A 16,998-nucleotide genomic window follows, 5' to 3' on the forward strand; every position below is an offset into this window, starting at 1 on the left:
CCCCCGCTTCGGTACCGTCTCCCCCATGCCCGACCCCACTCCCGACGCTCCCGAGGTCGCCGCCGAGCACCTCCGCGCCGAGCTGCAGCTGCGGCGCTTCGGGCGGCTCCGCCTCACCATCGACATGGCGCTGGGCAGCGGGTTCCTCGCGCCCTACGACCTCGTCGTCGTCCGCCTCGACACCGGGGCCGAGATCATCCGCGTGAAGGCCGATCTCACCGATCCCCACTACCTCCTCGGGCAGGTCGAGCTCGACCTCGAGACGAAGACGGTCGCCGAGTTCCTCGAGGAGTGGCGCCCCGCCTGACCAGGCCGGCGCAGCTGCGCTCCCGACGACGGGGACAGGACGGCGCCGAAGCGACCTGAGCAGGACGGTGGAGATCCGTACCCCCTCGCCTCACCGATCCGCAGGAACCTTGTCCCGCTCGTCGGCGACCACCACCGGCACCCACGCGCCGCGCGCCGGCCGCCCCGCCCACCACACGTACACTCCGGCGGCGACCACAGCGCCTCCGGCCGCGACCGCCCACCACGGGAACCCGGCGACGTCGGGCGACTCCCCCGCCGCGTCCACGTCCGACTGCGGCGTCGGGATCACCCGTTCGCCGGTGACGAGGATGCGGTGGGTGTTGATCCCGAGCGGGGTGCAGGTGACGAGGGTCAGGAGGTCCTGGCCGGGCTGCACGAGGAGGCTCTGCGTGTCCTCCGGCTCGACGACGAGCGTCTCGCGCACGCGGTAGGTGACCACCTCGCCGTAGACCTCGATGGTGAAGGTGTCGCCGACGTCGACGCGGTCGAGGTGGGTGAAGAGCTCGGCGGAGGCGAGGCCGCGGTGGCCGGTGAGCACCGAGTGGGTGGAGGGGCCGCCGACCGGCAGGGCGGTGCCCTCGAGATGGCCGACGCCGCGCTCGAGGACGGCGTCGCTCGTGCCGTGGAAGATCGGCAGGTCCACGTCGATGGCGGGGATCCGGATGCGGGCCATCAGTCCCTCGGCGTCGCCACGCAGGAGGGAGGAGTAGCGCTCCCGGTCGGCGACCTGCTCGTCGTCGGCGAGGGGGAGGCGCTCGTTCGCGGCGACGGCCGCGCCGCCTCCGCTGAGGCTCTGGTTGTAGGCGCGGGCCTCGACGAGGTTCTGCCGGAGGGTCTCGGCGCCGAGGTCGGTGATGTCCTGCGTGAGCGAGTCGATCTCGCGCGCCTGCTCGACGGCGCTGAGCCAGCTGGCGGCGACGGGGTACAGCAGCAGCGCCACCCCCGAGAGGCTGATGAGCGCGATGACCAGCGGGGCGATCGGGAGCCGCCACCGCGGCCGGCGGTGGATCCGCCTCCGCGGAGGAAAAGGGCCGGAGACAGAGGAATGCGGGGCACCCGACGGGTGCCCCGCATTCGACTTCGTCATGGTGTGACGTTACTCGGCGGTCTGAGCAGCCAGCGCGGTGCGGCGGCGCGAGGCGATCAGGCCCGAACCGATCGCGAGGGCGAGGAGCGCGCCTCCACCGAGGGTGAACCACTGCGCGCCGCCACCGGTGAGGGGCAGGGCGAACGCCGGCACCTGGGTGTGGAGGAACTCGACGTAGTTCTGGATCGGCGCGGTGGCCGAGCTCGGTCCGGCGACGACCTGCGTCAGCACCTGGGCCGGGGTGGGCAGACGGAATCCGGCGGGCGGGGTCAGCTCGCGGACGTAGTAGTTGCCCGGCGTGATGATCGGGATCTCGACGATGCCGTTCGCCCCGGTCGTCCAGTTCTGGTTGCCGTTGATGAACACCGGGTTCTGGCCGAGGTTGGCGTCGTTCTCGGTGAGGAACACCTGGTAGACCGCTCCCGCGAGCGGCACGCGGTTGGCGCCGTTGTTCTGGTAGGCGTACACGGTCAGCTGACCGATCGGGGTGCTGCCGGTGACCGTCTCCGTGGCCCCGTTCACGACGCTCGTCGCCGAGTTGGTGATGATGCCGTTGGCCGGGATGGCGGTGGCGCGGGTGAGCACCGTGAGGGTGACGACGCCGCCCTGCAGGCCCTGGAGCTTGGTGAGGCCGGACTGCAAGAAGTTCAGCGTCACGTTCCGGGTCGCGGCGTCGTAGCCGAGCGTGTAGTCGGTGTTCGCGATGAACGCCGGTGCGGGCGCGGTGCCCGCGGCGCTGGTCACCGTGATGCCGGTGGGCGCGACGCCGGCCGGGCCGGTCGGCAGGTAGGTCAGCTCGGCGGGGAGCGTGTCGGTGAGGGTGAACGTGTCGAGCGTGTCACCGGCGGCGAGCACCGGGACGTCCGAGGCGATGGCCCAGCGGATGAGGTCGGGGTTGCGCGCCTCGACCGAGTTCGCCGCCGCGGGGACGCGCGTCTTGGTGAGCTCCGTGACCGCGTTCTTGGGGTAGACGTGGACGTCGTAGATCCACTGGTTCGCCGGCGCACCGGTCGGGCCCGTCGGGAACGGCAGGGTGACGAGGAACGGCGCCGCGCCGTTGGTGGCTCCGGCGGGGAGCTGGGTCTCGGTCACGAGGTAGAGGCCGAGCGGCATGCTCGCGCCGTTGTTGAACACGGCCTCGCCGTCCGTGCCGCTGGTGGCGGTGAAGGTGTCGGCGGCGGTGACGCGGGTCGCCGCGGTGCCCGGGGTCAGGTTCGCGACCTGGTTCCAGCCGTCGGGCGTGGTGAGGTCGACGCCCTGGACGCGCGCGGCGGTGAACACGGCTCCGGGCAGCGCGTCACCGGGGACCGTGATCTCCTGGCCGGTGCCGATCGCCTGGCCGTTGTTGGAGCCCAGCGCGAGCTTGTGCACGGTGAGGGTGCGGCTGATGGTCGGGTCGATGTTGCCGGGCAGCGTGACCGCTGACGCCGGCGCGACGGCGGTGAAGACCGCCGCAGCGCTCAGCGCGAGGACGCCGGCTGCGGCGGCGAGCCGCCTGGTGAGTGAGCGGGACATGTGATCTCTCCTACTGAGGTCGTGAGTGCTGGTGTCGTGGAGTCGAAGGTGTGCGGGAAGGGGTCTGCGGGAGAGCGCCGGGGCTCTCGGTCGGGGCGTCACCGGGTGGGGCCTCGCAGCCTCCGGCGCCGCTCCCAGAGGAGGAGGCCGAGTGCGAGAGTGAGCACCGACCCCCCGCCCAGGAGGAACGCGTCGGTGCTGGCGCCACCGGTCAGCGGCAGGCGTGTGGGGTCCACGGGGGCGTTGACGAAGCGGTAGACCGCCGTCTGACCGGCCGTGGGGGCCGTGATCGTCCGCGAGGCGACCGGGGACCACGTCGTCCCGGTCAGGCGCTCGAGACGCAGTTCCTGGTAGGCGAGGCGGCGGGTCGGATCCGTCGCCGCCTCGGACAGCGTGTAGCCGTGACCCGGTCGCACCTCGAAGGTGCTCGCCGGGTTGCCCGCGGCGACGTACTCCGCCCCGGCCCGGGTCTCCGTCGGGAGCGTCGCTCCGGCCAGTGCGGCGGGCGTCGCGGTGACGCGCCAATCGGCGGCCTGGAAGCCGGTCTGGGGGCGCAGGACCTGCTTGACCAGGGTGATCGTCGCGCTGGCGTTGTCCACGGTGCAGGTGACGGCGGCGCCGTTCGTCGGGGTCACGTCTCCGGCCGCGCTCACGGTGAGGGCGGCGCCGGTGTCGGTGCGGCACTGCCAGGGTCCGGTCTGCACGGAGGTGGCGGGGCCCCCGGTCTCGGCGAGCCGGTAGGCGGCACCCGGGGTGACGGGGATCGCCGACACGCCAGCGGAGCCCGCGCGGCCGGTCGGGCCGGGCAGGGCGCCGGTCGGGCCGGTGGCGCTGAGCGTGAAGTCGCTGGGCAGCGCGCTGCCGGAGCTCACCGTCTTCACCAGCGTGAGGGAGGCCGTGGGCCGGTTCACGATCGAGCACTCGATGACCGCCGCGGAGGCGATGCCGGTGAGGCTCGCGCTGATGACGGTCCCCGACTGCGAGAACGTGGTCGCCCGCGCGGCGCCGTTGACCGTGCAGGCGCCGCTGACGAACGCGAAGCCCGTCTGCTGCACCTCCGAGACGGTGAGCGTCGCCCGCGACGCCTCCGTGCCGAACAGGACGGTCCAGGCGGCCTGGCCCGCGGCGTCCGTCTGCTGGCGGGGCGACTGCTCCGGCAGCAGGGCGACGGTGCCCGCGGTGGCCGTCGCCGTCGTGCCCACCGTCCAGTCCACGCCGGGGCGGGTCGTGCCGGAGGCGTCCCGGATCGTCTTGGTGATGCGCACCGTGGAGGCGGGGCGCGGGGAGTTGAAGAAGGTGCAGGTGACGTTGACGCCGAGCCGGTTCGGGAGGGTGACCGTGCCGGTCGGGTTCGAGCCCGTGCTCACCCGCACGCCGTCCGCGTAGCACTCGTAGATGCTCGTGTAGGCGGTGATCGGGGAGGCGGAGCCCGCGGCCATCGCCTCCGAGACCGTCACCGTGCTGTTGATCGGAGTGGGGAAGGGGCCGATCTGCGCGGTCTGGCGGCCGGTGGTGGCGCCGGTGGTGGTGGCCGTGGCGAACGGCGACGCCGGGGAGCCGGCGGCGGCCGTGAGCTGGAACTGGTCCGCCGCGGCCAGGCGCCCGACCACGCTCTTCTGCACGGTGATCGTGGCCGGCGAGGAGCAGCCGGAGAGGTCGACGGCGTTGACGCTCACGCGCGGCGTGCCGCTGACGCGGGTCCACGTGGTGGCGTCGAACTCGTAGGCGCTGCCGGGAATCGCCGGGGCGCCGTTCGCGGCGGCGACGTCGCCGTTGGCGAGGTAGACGGTTCCGCGCGGCGAGAAGGCGATGCCGTTGATGTTGGCGAAGGCGGCGTCGGTCCCCGTCACGGCCTTTGCGATCGACGTGTTCACCGGGAGGGTGCCGCCGGTCGCCGCGGCCAGGGCGTCGGCCGGCACGGTGAAGATCGCGGCGCTGCTCGCGTTGTTGACCGAGCCCGCGCCGACGACGTAGAGGTTGCCGCGAGCGTCGAACGCCATGTCGCCGTTGCCGTTGGGGGTTCCGGAGGTGGGGAAGGAGCCGACGAGGGCGAACCGGGTGGCGACGGGGTTGGCCTCGGTGAAGCTCCAGATGTAGAACTGGCCGCTCGCGAAGCTGCCGAACAGGTACCGGCCCGTCCGGAGGTCGACCGCGCCGGCGACGATGCTGCCGGTCACCTGCGCTCCGCCGGCCACGGTCGTGTACGCGCTGTTCGCGATCCTCTGGAAGCCGGCGTCCGGCGTCCACTTGAGGACGGCGTCGACGTCCGTCGCGTCGGACGAGCGGTCCAGCGCGTAGGCGAAGGCGCCGTTCGCGCCGACGCCGAGCGCGTTCGCCTCGGCGGTCCCCGACCAGCTGCCGATCGAGGTCAGGGATCCCGTGACGATGTCGGCCTGCTGCAGGGCGCCGGCCGCCGTGAGGGAGTAGAAGCGGCCGGTGTCGCAGAACAGGCGCGGCGTCTGCACCGTGTTCGTGAAGGTGCAGAGCACCTCCGCTCCCGCCTCGCTGGGGATCGTGATCGACCCGGCGGCGGAGGCTCCGGAGGCGATGACCGTGCCGCCGCGCGAGCACTCGTAGCTGTTGGAGTACCCCAGGCCTGCGCCCGCGGTCTGCGCCTCGGCGATCGTGTACGTCGCTCCGGACTGCACGGTGAGGCGGCTGATCTGCGCGGCCTGGATCCCGGTGGCGGTGCCCGTGGTGGTCGCCGACGCGAGGACCGTCGTGCCGCTGCGCACCGAGAGCGTGAACTGGTCGCCCGTGGCGCTGCGCACCGGCAGGTTCTTCCGGACGGTGAGGGTCGTCGCGGCCTGGATCGTCACCGAGGTGGGGGCGGAGGCGATGAGGCCGGTGGGAGTCGTGGTCCCGGTGCTGTACGTCCCGGCGGCGGCGGCCACCACGTCCACGGAGATCGTGCACGAGGTCGCACCCGCGGCGAGATCGCCGCCGAGCGTCGAGACGGTGGAGGATCCGGCGGCCGCGGTCACGGCGAACGCCGTTCCGGTGACGTCGGTGCAGGACCCGCCGACAGCCGGCGTCGGGGCCACGACGAGGCCGGCCGGGAGAGCGGTCGAGAAGCGCCAGTCCGCCTTCGCGAGGAGGTCGCTGGTGTTGGTGACCGTGTAGGTCAGCGTGGTCGGCACCGTCGCGGTCGGCACGGCCTGCGTGAAGGCCGCATCGAGAGCGGGAGTGACGTCGAGCACGCGGAGGTCGTCGACGGCGAAGGCGCTTCCCGTGCCGGTGACCGTGTTCACGAGCTGCACCTGGGCCGCGGCGATCTGCGCCGGAGTGAGGAGCGCGGTGCTCGTGCCGGTGTAGGCGGCGGCGCGAGCGGAGGCGGGGAGCGCGGGATCGACGAGCGAGCCGAGCCCGCCGACCAGCGGGAGGGTCGGGGACGTGTAGAACACGCCGCCGGTCGCGGCGCAGGGCACGACCGGTGCCGCGAATCCGGTGAGGACGGTGGACCCGCCCGACACCAGGTTGAGGGAGAGGGACGCGTTGTTCGTCCCGCACTGCCCGCCGGCGGCGTTCATGCCGACGGCGTAGTAGCGGGCGGCGGGCGCGGAGACGCCGATCCCCGCGGCGCTCTGGGCGACGGTCGTGCCGCCGGTGATGGCGGCGTACGGGTACTCGACCAGGGCGTGGTTCGCCTGCGTGCCGGTGTTCGAGCCGTTGGCCGGGGCGCTGCTGGAGGTGGACCCCGGCACTCCGGCCGCCACCTGTCCGAGGACGTCCGCCATGCGGCGGGTCTCGCGTGCGGCCGACGATCCCGTGCCGACGGTGAGGAGGGGCCGGGTCGGGCAGAAGGCGGAGTTGGGGTAGGGCGCCGTGTAGTTGACCAGGACGCCGGTGCAGTTCGTGGCGGTCGACCAGCCGGTGGCTGCCGTGTAGCGGCCGTTCGCGTAGGCGGTGAGCGCGCTCGGGGTGGTGGTCAGACCCTGCTCGAAGGTCTCCGTCCACACCTGTCGCGGGGCCTCGGCGACGCCGGCCGCGAGCGTGGAGAAGCCTCCCGCTGCTCGCGCCGTCGCGGGCGGGCCGCGGTCCGACTCCTGATCGTCGTCCGAGGCCGCCGCGGGAGCGGGCGCCGACTCGGCGGGCGTCGGCTCGACGGGCTGCTCCGTCTGCGCGGCGCCGCGGGGCGCTGCGGGATCGGGCTCGTCCTGAGCGGGCTCCTCCGCCGTCGCACTCGGCGACTCCGCGGCCTCGGCGGGTGCCGACGGGGCGGACGTCGACGGGGCGGACGCTGACGGAGTGGGTGCCGAGGTGGCAGATGCGGAGGGGGCGGGTGCCGGATCGGCCTCGGGGGCTGTCGGCGGTGTCGGTGCGACCGGCGTCGGGAGAAGGGCGGGGGCGTCGCCGGCGACCGGATCCGCCTGGTTCGCGGCCTGAGCGGGAGACGAGGCGGAGACGTCGCCGAGCCCCCACGAGCCGACGAGGAGAGCGCCGATCGTCGCGAAGACGACGGCCCGCATTCCGAGGCGCGACGGCGATCGGTGCCGTGAGTGGCGGCGCCGCCGGGTCGTGAAAGCCATGGTTCTGCTTCTCAGTCGTGTTGTCGATCGTGGAGATGAGCGAAACGTCGACACGACGAACGACACGGATGTCGCAGCGAGTGCGGAGGCCCCAGACTCCGGAGGGGAGCACGCATTCCCCGCGGGCTTCCGAAGATGAACGTATAGGTCGGCCTCCCTCTCGCCATAGAGAAGTGAGCCCCCCTTGTCGGGGCCGTAACCGATGAGAAAAGGACCGGGGTGAAGCCGAATATGGCGCCTTTTGACGGGTCCTCGCGAAGGAGTTCTAAGAAGTGAGCGCGCGCGACCGGCTCGGCTCACTCCTCCCGTCAGGTCCCGTGCAACGCTCGGGCCCCACCCGGCCACGTACTCGGTAGACGCCCGACCGACGAAGGATGGACCCGATGACGCGACGCACACTCGACGACCTGCTCTCCCGCAGCGACCCCGCGACCGACGACCGGGCGCCCGGCGTCCGCACCGCCCTGCACAGCGTGATCGCCGAGACCCGCGAACGCGCGCCCCGCCGTCCCGCGCGGTCGAGGGCGTGGTGGCTGGCGGCTCCCGTCCTCCTCGTCCCGGGTCTCGTGCTGGCGACCAGCGCCGGCACCGACGTCCGCTCGGTCCCCGACTTCACGATCCCGATCAGCTACACCACCGACTCCGGCGCAGCGGTGTCGTGCTCGATCGACTACTTCAACGGCGAGATCGACTACCGCGAGGTCACCACCTCCGCGACCGCCTACCTCCGCGCGCAGGACTGGAGCGGCGTCGGCCAGCGGATCCACGACGACGCGGTCGCCTACACGACCGACCCCGTATGGCTGGCCTCGGACATGAACAGCGACGGCCCCGGCCTCTCGGAGGAGACGATCCGCTGGCGGGCCTGGATCACGGCGGCGGACGACCACATCCTCGACACGATCCCCGAGGGCGTGATCGTCGAGGGCGACGGCGGCCTGGGCGGCAGCACCGACTGCACGGGAGAGCTGTGATGAGCGCCGGCGAGGCGGCGCCGTCCATCGCGCGCAGCGTCGTCCGCTCCCCCGCGCGCGACCGGGAGGCCGAGATCACGGCCCTGGTCGAGCGGGAGGCGCCGGACCTGCTCCGCTACTTCGCACGGCGGACGGCGAGCCCCGAGGACGCCGCGGACCTCCTCAGCGACACCCTCCTGATCCTGTGGCGGAAGGAGCGGTCGATCCCCGAGGACGAGACGCGCGCGCGGATGTGGGCGTTCGGCGTCGCACGGCGGGTGCTCTCGGGCCAGCGCCGCACCGCGACCCGGAGGAGCGCGCTCGTCGAGCGGCTGGCGGAGGAGCTCCGCATCACTCCGCCCGCGCCGGCCGACGACGCGGCCGAGGACGTCCGCGCCGCGATCGCGCAGCTGAAGCCCGTCGACCAGGAGATCATCACCCTCGTCTACTGGGACGGCTTCTCCCTCGCCGAGGCGGCCGAGATCCTGTCCCTCCGCGCCGCGACGGTGCGGAGCCGGCACGCGCGGGCGCGGGCGACGCTGCGGGAGGCGCTGGGAGCAGCGATGTGAGGAGGGGTGCGGGGCGGGCGTGCCGGCAGCACCATCCGGAACACGTGGGGCCAGGCCGGCACAACGCCCCCGCCACGAACGACGTCCGGCCCCGCCCCGCAGGCACCTAGTCGAGGAAGTACGCGTTCACCTTCTCGTCGGTGTCCAGGATCTCCTCCGAGGGCACCCCGACTCGGGCCGCGAGGTCGATCGCCCCGAGAAGCGCGACCTCGATGTCGGGAGAGAACGCCCGGTCGAGGATGTCGATGAAGTGCAGCATGCTCGTCTCGAGCTTCGCCAGGAGATCGGCGTAGTCGGCGGCCAGCTGTTGATCGAGTGAGCGCTGATCCTCGAGATATCCGGCGATGAGCGCTTCTTCCCGGGCGGAGAGCGAGGACGACGCGACGCTGAACATGACGGAGCCGACGGTGTTGCCGATGACGGCGCCGAGGACGGGGACCGGGATGAGCACCTGCCCGACGACCGAGGACAGCGCGCTGATGCCGGCCTGGAGGCAGAGGATCTCGGAGTTCTCGATGAACTCGATCTCGGAGATGTCGCCCGCTCGCAGCCTGCTCGCCTGGCCCGCGATCCCCAGCGCGGCGGTCGTGACCGTGTTCGCCGTGGCGGCCGACGTCGCAGTGAGATTGGTGAGTGAGTAGATCGTGAGACCGCGGACACCGCCCTTCACCGCGCCGAGACCGGAGGCGTTCGCGATGTCCTTCCAGTCGTCGGCCGAGAACTCCTTGAGCTTCGTGCCTTCGCGGCGCTTGTCGAGGACCGCGGAGACGAATGCGGTCCCACCCTCGATCCCGGCGGCGACGACGGTGGCCTGAGCGCCCTGGCGCACCGTCGCCCGGTTCTCCCGAACGGCAGCCGTGCGGGCGGCCTCGTCGGTCGCCGTGATCCTTCCCTCCTCCGCCGCGAACGTGTCGGCGTACGCACCGAGCTGCACGTCCCGGTACTCCAGCCGGGAGGGCTCGAGTGCCGCGATGTCGATCGTCTCGCTCGAGAAGAAGGCCTCCACACGGTTCCAGTCGCGGAGGGACGGGCCGTCCCCGCTGCGGGAGAGGAGCTTCGCTGCATCCTCGGCGGACATCGCGTGCAGCTTCTGGATGGCCTCGAAGTGGTCGCTCGGGATCTGGTACCTGCCGCCGTTCCTCACGAAGTCCGGGTACCTCTCGAGGTGCTCCGTGATCGCGCCGAGGCCGAACCGCCCGCCGGCGGTGGAGAACTTCTGCTGGATCAGCAGGCCGTTCCGCATGAGATCGACAGGGCCGTTGTCGTTCACCCAGGAGTTGCCGCCGGTCTCCCCGAGCACAGCGGCGCGGGCGTTGCCGATGCCGACCTCGGCGACCTCGGCGATGAATCCGTGCGCGCCCTTCACTCCACCGCGGTTCGACGAGACCACGTCGCCTATGTGCAGGAGGGCCGTATCCAGATGGTCGAGAGCCGTCGAGAGGTTCTGGTCCTGCCTGCTCAGGGCGCCCATGAGTCGATCGACGCGGACCTGGTTCAGGTAGCCCACCCAGGCGGCGACGGCCTGCTCGTGAGTGCTTCGGGCGACGTCGGCGAGATCAGGCATCGTCGGCGGCCTGCTCCACACGGGCGCTCAGCAGTGCCGCACTCGCTTTCGCGATGTTCACCAGCGCGCCGAGCTGCGACTGCTGAGCGGGAGCCAGGGTCGCGAAGTCCGCCCCGAAGAGCGGCAGCGCCTCGCCGTAGACCTTCAGAAGCAGCTCTCGAGTAGAGGCGGTGCGCTGGAGGAGGTCGTCGATCTGCGCGTCCATCGCCTGCACCTGCGCGATGTTCCGCATCACGGCGGTGAGCATCTCGTGCTTCGTCTCGCGGTTCTCGAACTTCTTCTTCGTGAACAGGACGACCGAGGTGAGGACGGCGGCGCCTGCGAGGCTCCAGCCGACCGGGCCGGCCAGCGCGAGCAGCGCTCCTCCCGCGACGGTCCCTCCGCCACCGGCAGCGACGGCCCCGCCGCCGAGCCATGCCAGGGCGGCCTGGCTCGCAGCGGCACCGGACAGGGTCGAGATCGCGGTCCCGGTCGACGCGGTGCCGAACGTGGTGGCGACCCACATGGCGGCGGTCGGCGCGACGCTCGCGATCGCCGCGCCGGCGGTGACACCGGCGCCCGCTCCCGCCGCGGACTTCCGTGCAGCGACGAGATCCGCGCGGGCGATCTCCTCGGCGTCCAGGAACCGGGCTCTGTCGAGCTCGATCTGCTCGAAGTCCCTGCTGAAGGACTTGGGCGTGTTGGCGATGCTGTTCACCACGAGCTCGACGAGAGCGATCAGGTCGGTGGAGCGCTCGCGTTGCCGGAGGAGGGAGAGCCCGTCGTCGCTCATCGCCGTGAAGGCGCGGTTGTATTCGGCCGTGACCTCCTCGTACGACTGGAGGCTCCTCGGGCCGAACTTCTCGGCGGCTGCTTCGCGGAGATCGCCGGCCTGCTCCATCACCTGCGTCGTAGCGCTCCGCGCACGCTTGCTCAGATCGCCGGCAGCTCGCGCGACTCTCTCCTTCGCCCTGTCCAACTCCGGTCGCTCGACCATCACCTGTACCTGTTCCCCGTAGACGCCTTTTCCCGGCTCGACACTATCCAGCCGCGTATCGAAAGGTGATCGGGAACACCGCTGCCGACGCTTCTCGGACACCCCTGCCGGATGAGTCGCCCCCGCCGCTCTTCCTCCGGCTCGCGGCCCTCCGCGCCCCTTCACCCGGCACCCCCGCCTGAGTAGCATCCCCCGCATGAGCAGGCTCGTCGTCTCCGTCCTCACCTCGCTCGACGGCCGCTTCGAGGGGCCCGGGCACGACCTCTCGGCGCTGCCGTTCGAGGACGCGTTCAACGACCGCAACCTCGAGCTGCTGCGCCGCGCGGGCACACTCGTCTACGGCGGCCGCTGGTTCCGCGACAACTGGGACAGCTGGAGCGCCGTCGCCGCGGACGGGACGGCGGGCGAGCGGGAGCACGAGACCGCGCGGCTGGTCACGTCGCTCGACGCGCTGGTGATCAGCGACTCCCTGGCTCCCGATCCGGAGGCGCCGTGGGCCGCCACCACCCGGATCGTGCCGCGGAAGCAGGGTCCGGCCGAGATCGAGCTGCTCAAGCAGGGCGACCGGGGCGACCTGCTGATGTTCGGCAGCGGCACCACCTGGAACCCGCTCCTCGAGCAGGGCCTGGTGGACGAGCTGATCGTCCTCGTCGGCGCCGGACTCGCGGGCGGCGGGACGCCGCTCTACTCCGGGGCGCCGCAGCACGGGCTGCGCCTCCTCGACGCGACGGTTCTGCCGGGCTCTGAGCTGGTGCGGCTCCGCTACGACGCGAGCGGGGCCGGCGAGCGCTGAGCGGGACCTGCCGACGCGCGAGGACGCCGGCGGACCTGCGCCCTTCGAGCCGTCGAGGCGCTCGCCTCCGCCGGGGTGCGCACGACCTCGGCTGAGACAGGGCGGCCTCCCTCAGGAGCCGACGCCCCCTCCCGTCAGCTGACGTCGTGCGCGCGAGGCGCAGGGGCCGCCCCGGACAGCGAGCGGTCGCCCGACGCTGCAGGCCTGCGGAGTGCCCCGGCGCACAGCCGGACCCCCAGAACGACGCTCGTCACGCCTCCCGCCAGCAGCCCGGCACACACCGCGGTCCAGATCGTCATGCTCGAACTCGGCACGGCGTGCAGCCCGAATACGAGCCCCGCTCCGCTGCCGACCAGCGCGGCCGCGACCAGTGGGATCGTGAGCGCCGAGCTCTTCTCGGCGGCGGTCCACGACGAGCTCCACAGGACCAGAACGGCGCCGATCGGCCAGCCGATTCCGGGGATCAGCAGCCAGCCGAAGGCGAAGACCAGGGAGGCCGCGACCGCGAACCACCGACGGGCGAGAATCCCCCGCACATTTCCGTGCTGAACTCCGGCCTGGACCTGATCAGACATGCGTCGGAGCCTACGGAGACGGACGGGACCGCGGCACGAACTGGCGCAGGGCCCCCGCGCACCGGCACACGGCGCGGCGAGAATCGCGTCTGTAGCGCAGCGAACGCGCCACCGTGCTCCGAAGCCTTGGCCGCCTGTGCACGCCATCAGTACCTTGTCACGCAATGTTCCACCCGGAACAAGAAACGGAGACACTCATGTCTGGATTCAGATCCAAGCTGATCGCGGGGATCGCCGTCCTCGCACTCGCTCTCACCGGAGCCGCGCCTGCAAGCGCGAGCACGGAAGCCGAGCACTCGGAGGTCGTCATCGCCCGCGAGTTCCTCTCGGAGTACGGCGTTCCCTCCGAGACGCAGGACGACCTGGTCGAGGCGTACCTCGCCGGCGAGGCGTGGGACTCGCTGTCGAGCGCTAACCCGACCGTGAAGGTGGTCGAGGAGAAGCGTCCTGATGGCGATTACACGATCTCCACCTATGAGGACGGATCCGTCAGTGTCGTCCGCATCGGAGGAGAAGGCGCCGACGTGAAGACGCGCGGCATCAGCGAGTGCTCCGTGAGCGGGTCCGCGCGGAACGGCTGCAAGATCGACACCTGGGTCGGACTGGTGAGCATGAGCTTCTACACCTCCTACAACCTGTCGAGCAACACGGTGACCGCCAACCCGTGGGGCCCGGCCTGGACGATCGGGGGAGCCTGTGGCTCGTCGCTCAACTACCTCGGCCGACCGCTCGCCAACCGCGCGCAGATGCTCATCAACGCGCAGATGTGCGGCGTCCCCTACAACACGACCTTCGAGTTGCGCCTGACGGTCTCCGGAGGAGCCGCGACGGTGAGCTGGAGCTGACGAGCAGAGCTCATCCGGCTCACTCCAACGCGCTGTGCGCCCGCCGCGTCCTCACGAAGCGGGCGCACAGTCGCGTCCCGAGAACAAGGCTGGTGCCACCCCCGACCAGCCACGCACCAGCCAGGACCGTCCACGTCGTCATACCGGAACTCGGCATCGCCGACAGCCAGTAGTAGAGCCCGATCGCCCCGCCGACCACCACGGCAGCGACGACGGGGATCACCAGCGCCCCCCTCTTCTCCGAGACGGTCCAGGACGAGCAGAGGAGAATCGCGACGGCGCCGAGGAGCCAGCCGAACCCGGGAATCACCAGCCAGCCGAAGGCGAAGACCAGCGAGGCGACGACGGCGAACCAGGGGCGGTCGAAGATCGACCCGCCGCCCCCAGCGAGCGATCCGCCGGCGGCCTGCGCGATCCGAGAGGGACTTCCCAGTTCAGCGATCCGCTCACGGGCGGCATCGTCGTCGAGGCCGTCCAGCTCTTCGCCGATCCCGCTCCAGATCTCACTCCGGAGGTCGGCGGGCACGCCGGACAATGCGATCCTCAGCTCCTCGAGGTAGCGCGCCGCCGCCGGCGATGTCGTCGTGCTCATGACGTTCCCCTTCCGATCGTCTCGTTCACCTGCCCGACGAAGGACGGCCACTCCGCCCTGAACCGCCCGAGCTCGACCTTCCCCACGTCGGTCAACGAGTAGTACTTCCGAGCCGGACCCTGCGTACTCGGGACGACGACTGCGGTGATCGAGCCTCGGTCCCGCAGCCGACCCAGGAGTGGGTACAGGGTGCCGATGCTCCCGATCACACCGACCTCCTGCAAGCGCGTGGACAGTTCCCACCCGTACATGGGAACGGTGTCGAGCAGCCCCAGGATGCAGAACTCGGCTACGCCCTTTCGAAGCTGTGCCCCGACTCCATCTATCATGCGTGACAGCATACGCGTATGCCCGGAGTGGCGCCATACGACCGCGACGTCGGCGCGGTCGAGCCGAGCCCCGTCTGACCTCGGCACCGAGAGCGCCGCGACACTCCCGCGCAGCCGACGATCCATCCGGTCGCCCCGACGCGGTCAGTGGCGCAGAGGTTCCGCTCCCCGGCAACGTCCGCCGTGCCGATGGCCGGCAGGAGACGTTCGGACAGCCCACGCCTCAGTCGATGCGCTCTTCCGGTGCGCCGCCGCCCACTCGCCCGATGGACTCCCGGGCGATGAACGTCGCGGCGAGCATCTCCGCGTCCGACTCCGTCCGCCCGCCGAGCAGGCGCAGGATCGTGCGGCCGGCCGCGACTCCCACGTCGTAGATCGGCTGGGACACGACCGACAGGGGCGGATCGATCAGCTCGGCCCACGGGAAGTCGTCGAACATCACGAAGGAGAGGTCGTCCGGGACGCGCAGGCCTAGGGCCCTCGCGGCGCGCAGCAGGTCGAGGGCGATGAGGCTGTCGGAGGCGAGGATCGCGGTGGGCGGCTCGAAGAGCGCGAGGAGGTCGTCGAGGACGGCGGCCGCCTCGACGAAGCCGGTCGCGCCGAAGTGGATCAGCTCCCGGTCGGGCGCGATGCCCGCCGAGCTCAGCGCCGCGGAGATGCCGGACAGGCGCTCGGTCACCGAGGACACGCGAAGGGGCTCGCCCGGCGTCCAATCGCCGGGGTCGGCGAGCGCCGTCACGAACGCCACCCGGCGGTGCCCGGCCTCGAGCAGGGCGGCGGTCGCCTGCTCGGCGGCCACGGCGATCTCGACACCGACCGAGGGAACCGGGAGTCCGTCGATCCGCCGGTCCAGCAGGACCAGGGGACGACCCGTGGCGTGGACGTCGTGCAGGTGCTGCGTGTGGAAGGACGACGCGGGCGAGACGATCATGCCGTCGACGCGCTTGTCCAGGAGCACCCTCACCGCGTCGACCTCGGTGTCGACGTCCTCCGACGTGTTGATGAGGACGACGTCGTAGCCCGCTCCGGCGACGGCGTCGGTGATGCCCCTCATCGCGAGGCCGAAGTAGCCGTTCTCGATGTCGCCGACGATGACGCCGATGGTCTTCGACTTCCCCGTGTTCATGCTCCGGGCGAGCTCGTTCGGCCGGTAGTCGAGGCGCTCGGCGGCAGCCAGCACCCGGTCGCGGACGCTCTCGCTGACGGCGCCGTAGTTGCCCAGCGCGCGCGCCGCCGTGGCCTTCCCGACGCCGGCCTCCCGGGCCACGTCGGCCACGGTCACCTCGCGCCTCCGCTTCGTGATGTCGGTCACGACGCTCCTTCCGATCCGGACTTCTCCTGCTCTTGACACTCGTTCGCAGCGCGGGGTAGCTTCCTCGATACCGCGGTGAGTCCGGTCTCAACTTAGCTGATTGGGACCGGACTCACCTACAGAATTCCCCGATCCTCCGCCCCACCTCCTCATGAATGGACAGCGATGAAGAAGCGCATCATCCCCGCAGCGATCGCCACGCTGGCGGCGGCCCTGCTCACCCTCACGGCCTGCGGCAGCAGCGGAGCAGGCGGCGGAGCGACCTCCGCCGAGAACCCCTACGGCCTCATCACGCCGGGCCAGATCCGCGTCGCCAGCGTCGGCGACATCAAGCCCTACGCGTTCACCGACGCCGAGGGGAAGTTCAGCGGCTTCGACATCGAGCTGTTCACCGACGTCGCCGCCCGCGAGGGCATCACCGACGTGGTCTTCACCGGCCAGGACTTCTCGAGCCTCCTCGCCGCCGTGGCGAACAAGCAGTACGACGTCGGCGTCGCCGCGATCGGCATCACTCCCGACCGCCAGAAGACGGTGGACTTCAGCGACGGCTACCTCGCCGGCTACCTCACGGTGCTGAGCACGAAGGACAGCGGGATCTCCTCCGCCGACGACCTCGGCTCGGGCACCCGCCTCGGCGTCGTGCAGGGCACCCTCCAGGAGACCTACGCGGTGAAGAACTTCCCCGAGGCCGAGCTCGTGCGCTTCCCCGACAACAACGCGGCGATCGCGGCGCTCAACAACGGCACCATCCAGGCGCACTTCCTCGACTTTGAGTCGACCAAGGCGTACATCGACCAGTACGACCTCGTCGACGTGGAGGACATCCCGTCCTTCGACGCCCCGGCCGGCTTCGCGGTCGCCAAGGGCAGCGACGCCCTGCGCGAGGCCCTCAACGACGGACTCCACGAGGCCATGGAGGACGGCACCTGGAAGGAGCTGTACCAGAAGTGGTTCCCCGGCTCCCCGATGCCCGAGCAGTACCTCCCGAGCGCCGAGCAGACCAGCTCCCCCACCCCCACCCCGTGACCTGAAGGGGGCGCGCGCGGTCCG

At 71.5% G+C, this 16,998-nt stretch carries 15 protein-coding genes; 6 read left to right on the forward strand and 9 right to left on the reverse strand.

What is annotated here, in order from left to right; genetic code table 11:
* The first annotated feature begins 25 nt into the window (after positions 1-25).
* Positions 26-307: a hypothetical protein gene (locus C5C54_RS06860; RefSeq protein WP_104274018.1), complete on the forward strand. Its 282-nt coding sequence runs from the start codon at positions 26-28 to the stop codon at positions 305-307.
* Between the two features lie 90 nt (positions 308-397).
* On the opposite strand, the gene C5C54_RS06865 is transcribed toward C5C54_RS06860, so the two are convergent.
* From C5C54_RS06865 to C5C54_RS06875, 3 genes are all read right to left on the reverse strand, one after another.
* Positions 398-1,396 carry a class C sortase gene (locus C5C54_RS06865; RefSeq protein WP_104288024.1) on the reverse strand — a complete coding sequence of 333 codons (999 nt, stop codon included), beginning with the start codon at positions 1,394-1,396 and terminating at the stop codon, positions 398-400.
* A gap of 9 nt (positions 1,397-1,405) precedes the next feature.
* Positions 1,406-2,911 carry a SpaH/EbpB family LPXTG-anchored major pilin gene (locus C5C54_RS06870; protein WP_104288025.1) on the reverse strand — a complete coding sequence of 502 codons (1,506 nt, stop codon included), beginning with the start codon at positions 2,909-2,911 and terminating at the stop codon, positions 1,406-1,408.
* A gap of 98 nt (positions 2,912-3,009) precedes the next feature.
* Entirely contained in the window at positions 3,010-7,440 is a 4,431-nt protein-coding gene (locus tag C5C54_RS06875; RefSeq protein WP_146078799.1) for an LPXTG cell wall anchor domain-containing protein, read from the reverse strand.
* Positions 7,441-7,823: 383 nt separating this feature from the next.
* Here C5C54_RS06875 and C5C54_RS06880 point away from each other — a divergent pair, with 383 nt between their 5' ends.
* On the forward strand, positions 7,824-8,414 hold the full coding sequence (locus tag C5C54_RS06880) for a hypothetical protein (protein ID WP_104288027.1): 591 nt from the start codon (positions 7,824-7,826) through the stop codon (positions 8,412-8,414).
* On the forward strand, positions 8,414-8,962 hold the full coding sequence (locus C5C54_RS06885; RefSeq protein ID WP_104262553.1) for an RNA polymerase sigma factor: 549 nt from the start codon (positions 8,414-8,416) through the stop codon (positions 8,960-8,962). Before C5C54_RS06880 ends, C5C54_RS06885 begins: the two co-directional genes overlap by 1 nt.
* Positions 8,963-9,068: 106 nt before the next feature.
* Here the strand turns inward: C5C54_RS06885 and C5C54_RS06890 are convergent, their stop codons facing one another.
* Both C5C54_RS06890 and C5C54_RS06895 read right to left on the reverse strand, forming a co-directional pair.
* Positions 9,069-10,526 (reverse strand): hypothetical protein, encoded by a 1,458-nt coding sequence (locus C5C54_RS06890; RefSeq protein WP_104288028.1) that lies wholly within the window; start codon positions 10,524-10,526, stop codon positions 9,069-9,071.
* Entirely contained in the window at positions 10,519-11,406 is an 888-nt protein-coding gene (locus C5C54_RS06895; RefSeq protein ID WP_219812167.1) for a hypothetical protein, read from the reverse strand. Before C5C54_RS06895 ends, C5C54_RS06890 begins: the two co-directional genes overlap by 8 nt.
* A 292-nt stretch (positions 11,407-11,698) precedes the next feature.
* Between C5C54_RS06895 and C5C54_RS06900 the strand changes: the two genes are divergently transcribed.
* A complete protein-coding gene (locus tag C5C54_RS06900; RefSeq protein ID WP_104288029.1) occupies positions 11,699-12,295 on the forward strand; it encodes a dihydrofolate reductase family protein in 597 nt (198 codons plus the stop codon).
* A 134-nt stretch (positions 12,296-12,429) separates the two neighbouring features.
* Here C5C54_RS06900 and C5C54_RS06905 read toward each other — a convergent pair whose 3' ends face one another.
* A complete protein-coding gene (locus tag C5C54_RS06905; protein WP_146078440.1) occupies positions 12,430-12,870 on the reverse strand; it encodes a hypothetical protein in 441 nt (146 codons plus the stop codon).
* A gap of 197 nt (positions 12,871-13,067) precedes the next feature.
* Here C5C54_RS06905 and C5C54_RS06910 point away from each other — a divergent pair, with 197 nt between their 5' ends.
* Positions 13,068-13,715 carry a hypothetical protein gene (locus C5C54_RS06910; protein ID WP_104288030.1) on the forward strand — a complete coding sequence of 216 codons (648 nt, stop codon included), beginning with the start codon at positions 13,068-13,070 and terminating at the stop codon, positions 13,713-13,715.
* Between the two features lie 19 nt (positions 13,716-13,734).
* Here C5C54_RS06910 and C5C54_RS06915 read toward each other — a convergent pair whose 3' ends face one another.
* The 3 genes from C5C54_RS06915 to C5C54_RS06925 form a co-directional block, all read right to left on the reverse strand.
* Positions 13,735-14,307, reverse strand: a complete 573-nt coding sequence (locus tag C5C54_RS06915) for a hypothetical protein (RefSeq protein WP_104257774.1) — start codon at positions 14,305-14,307, stop codon at positions 13,735-13,737.
* Positions 14,304-14,636, reverse strand: a complete 333-nt coding sequence (locus tag C5C54_RS06920; RefSeq protein ID WP_104223999.1) for a PadR family transcriptional regulator — start codon at positions 14,634-14,636, stop codon at positions 14,304-14,306. Before C5C54_RS06920 ends, C5C54_RS06915 begins: the two co-directional genes overlap by 4 nt.
* Positions 14,637-14,859: 223 nt before the next feature.
* Entirely contained in the window at positions 14,860-15,948 is a 1,089-nt protein-coding gene (locus tag C5C54_RS06925) for a LacI family DNA-binding transcriptional regulator (protein ID WP_258063247.1), read from the reverse strand.
* A gap of 165 nt (positions 15,949-16,113) precedes the next feature.
* Between C5C54_RS06925 and C5C54_RS06930 the strand changes: the two genes are divergently transcribed.
* Complete coding sequence (locus C5C54_RS06930; RefSeq protein ID WP_104288031.1) at positions 16,114-16,974, forward strand: ABC transporter substrate-binding protein; 861 nt, start codon at positions 16,114-16,116, stop codon at positions 16,972-16,974.
* The last annotated feature ends 24 nt before the right edge of the window (positions 16,975-16,998 follow it).

Origin of the sequence: Rathayibacter sp. AY1F2 (genome assembly GCF_002930885.1) — a bacterium.
GTDB lineage: Bacteria > Actinomycetota > Actinomycetes > Actinomycetales > Microbacteriaceae > Rathayibacter.

Bases quoted from the DNA above. Each gene is read 5' to 3' on its own strand.
- C5C54_RS06860 (WP_104274018.1), top strand. From the start codon at position 26: ATGCCCGACCCCACTCCCGACGCTCCCGAGGTCGCCGCCGAGCACCTC.
- C5C54_RS06865 (WP_104288024.1), bottom strand. From the start codon at position 1,396: ATGACGAAGTCGAATGCGGGGCACCCGTCGGGTGCCCCGCATTCCTCT.
- C5C54_RS06870 (WP_104288025.1), bottom strand. From the start codon at position 2,911: ATGTCCCGCTCACTCACCAGGCGGCTCGCCGCCGCAGCCGGCGTCCTC.
- C5C54_RS06875 (WP_146078799.1), bottom strand. From the start codon at position 7,440: ATGGCTTTCACGACCCGGCGGCGCCGCCACTCACGGCACCGATCGCCG.
- C5C54_RS06880 (WP_104288027.1), top strand. From the start codon at position 7,824: ATGACGCGACGCACACTCGACGACCTGCTCTCCCGCAGCGACCCCGCG.
- C5C54_RS06885 (WP_104262553.1), top strand. From the start codon at position 8,414: ATGAGCGCCGGCGAGGCGGCGCCGTCCATCGCGCGCAGCGTCGTCCGC.
- C5C54_RS06890 (WP_104288028.1), bottom strand. From the start codon at position 10,526: ATGCCTGATCTCGCCGACGTCGCCCGAAGCACTCACGAGCAGGCCGTC.
- C5C54_RS06895 (WP_219812167.1), bottom strand. From the start codon at position 11,406: ATGGAGCAGGCCGGCGATCTCCGCGAAGCAGCCGCCGAGAAGTTCGGC.
- C5C54_RS06900 (WP_104288029.1), top strand. From the start codon at position 11,699: ATGAGCAGGCTCGTCGTCTCCGTCCTCACCTCGCTCGACGGCCGCTTC.
- C5C54_RS06905 (WP_146078440.1), bottom strand. From the start codon at position 12,870: ATGTCTGATCAGGTCCAGGCCGGAGTTCAGCACGGAAATGTGCGGGGG.
- C5C54_RS06910 (WP_104288030.1), top strand. From the start codon at position 13,068: ATGTCTGGATTCAGATCCAAGCTGATCGCGGGGATCGCCGTCCTCGCA.
- C5C54_RS06915 (WP_104257774.1), bottom strand. From the start codon at position 14,307: ATGAGCACGACGACATCGCCGGCGGCGGCGCGCTACCTCGAGGAGCTG.
- C5C54_RS06920 (WP_104223999.1), bottom strand. From the start codon at position 14,636: ATGATAGATGGAGTCGGGGCACAGCTTCGAAAGGGCGTAGCCGAGTTC.
- C5C54_RS06930 (WP_104288031.1), top strand. From the start codon at position 16,114: ATGAAGAAGCGCATCATCCCCGCAGCGATCGCCACGCTGGCGGCGGCC.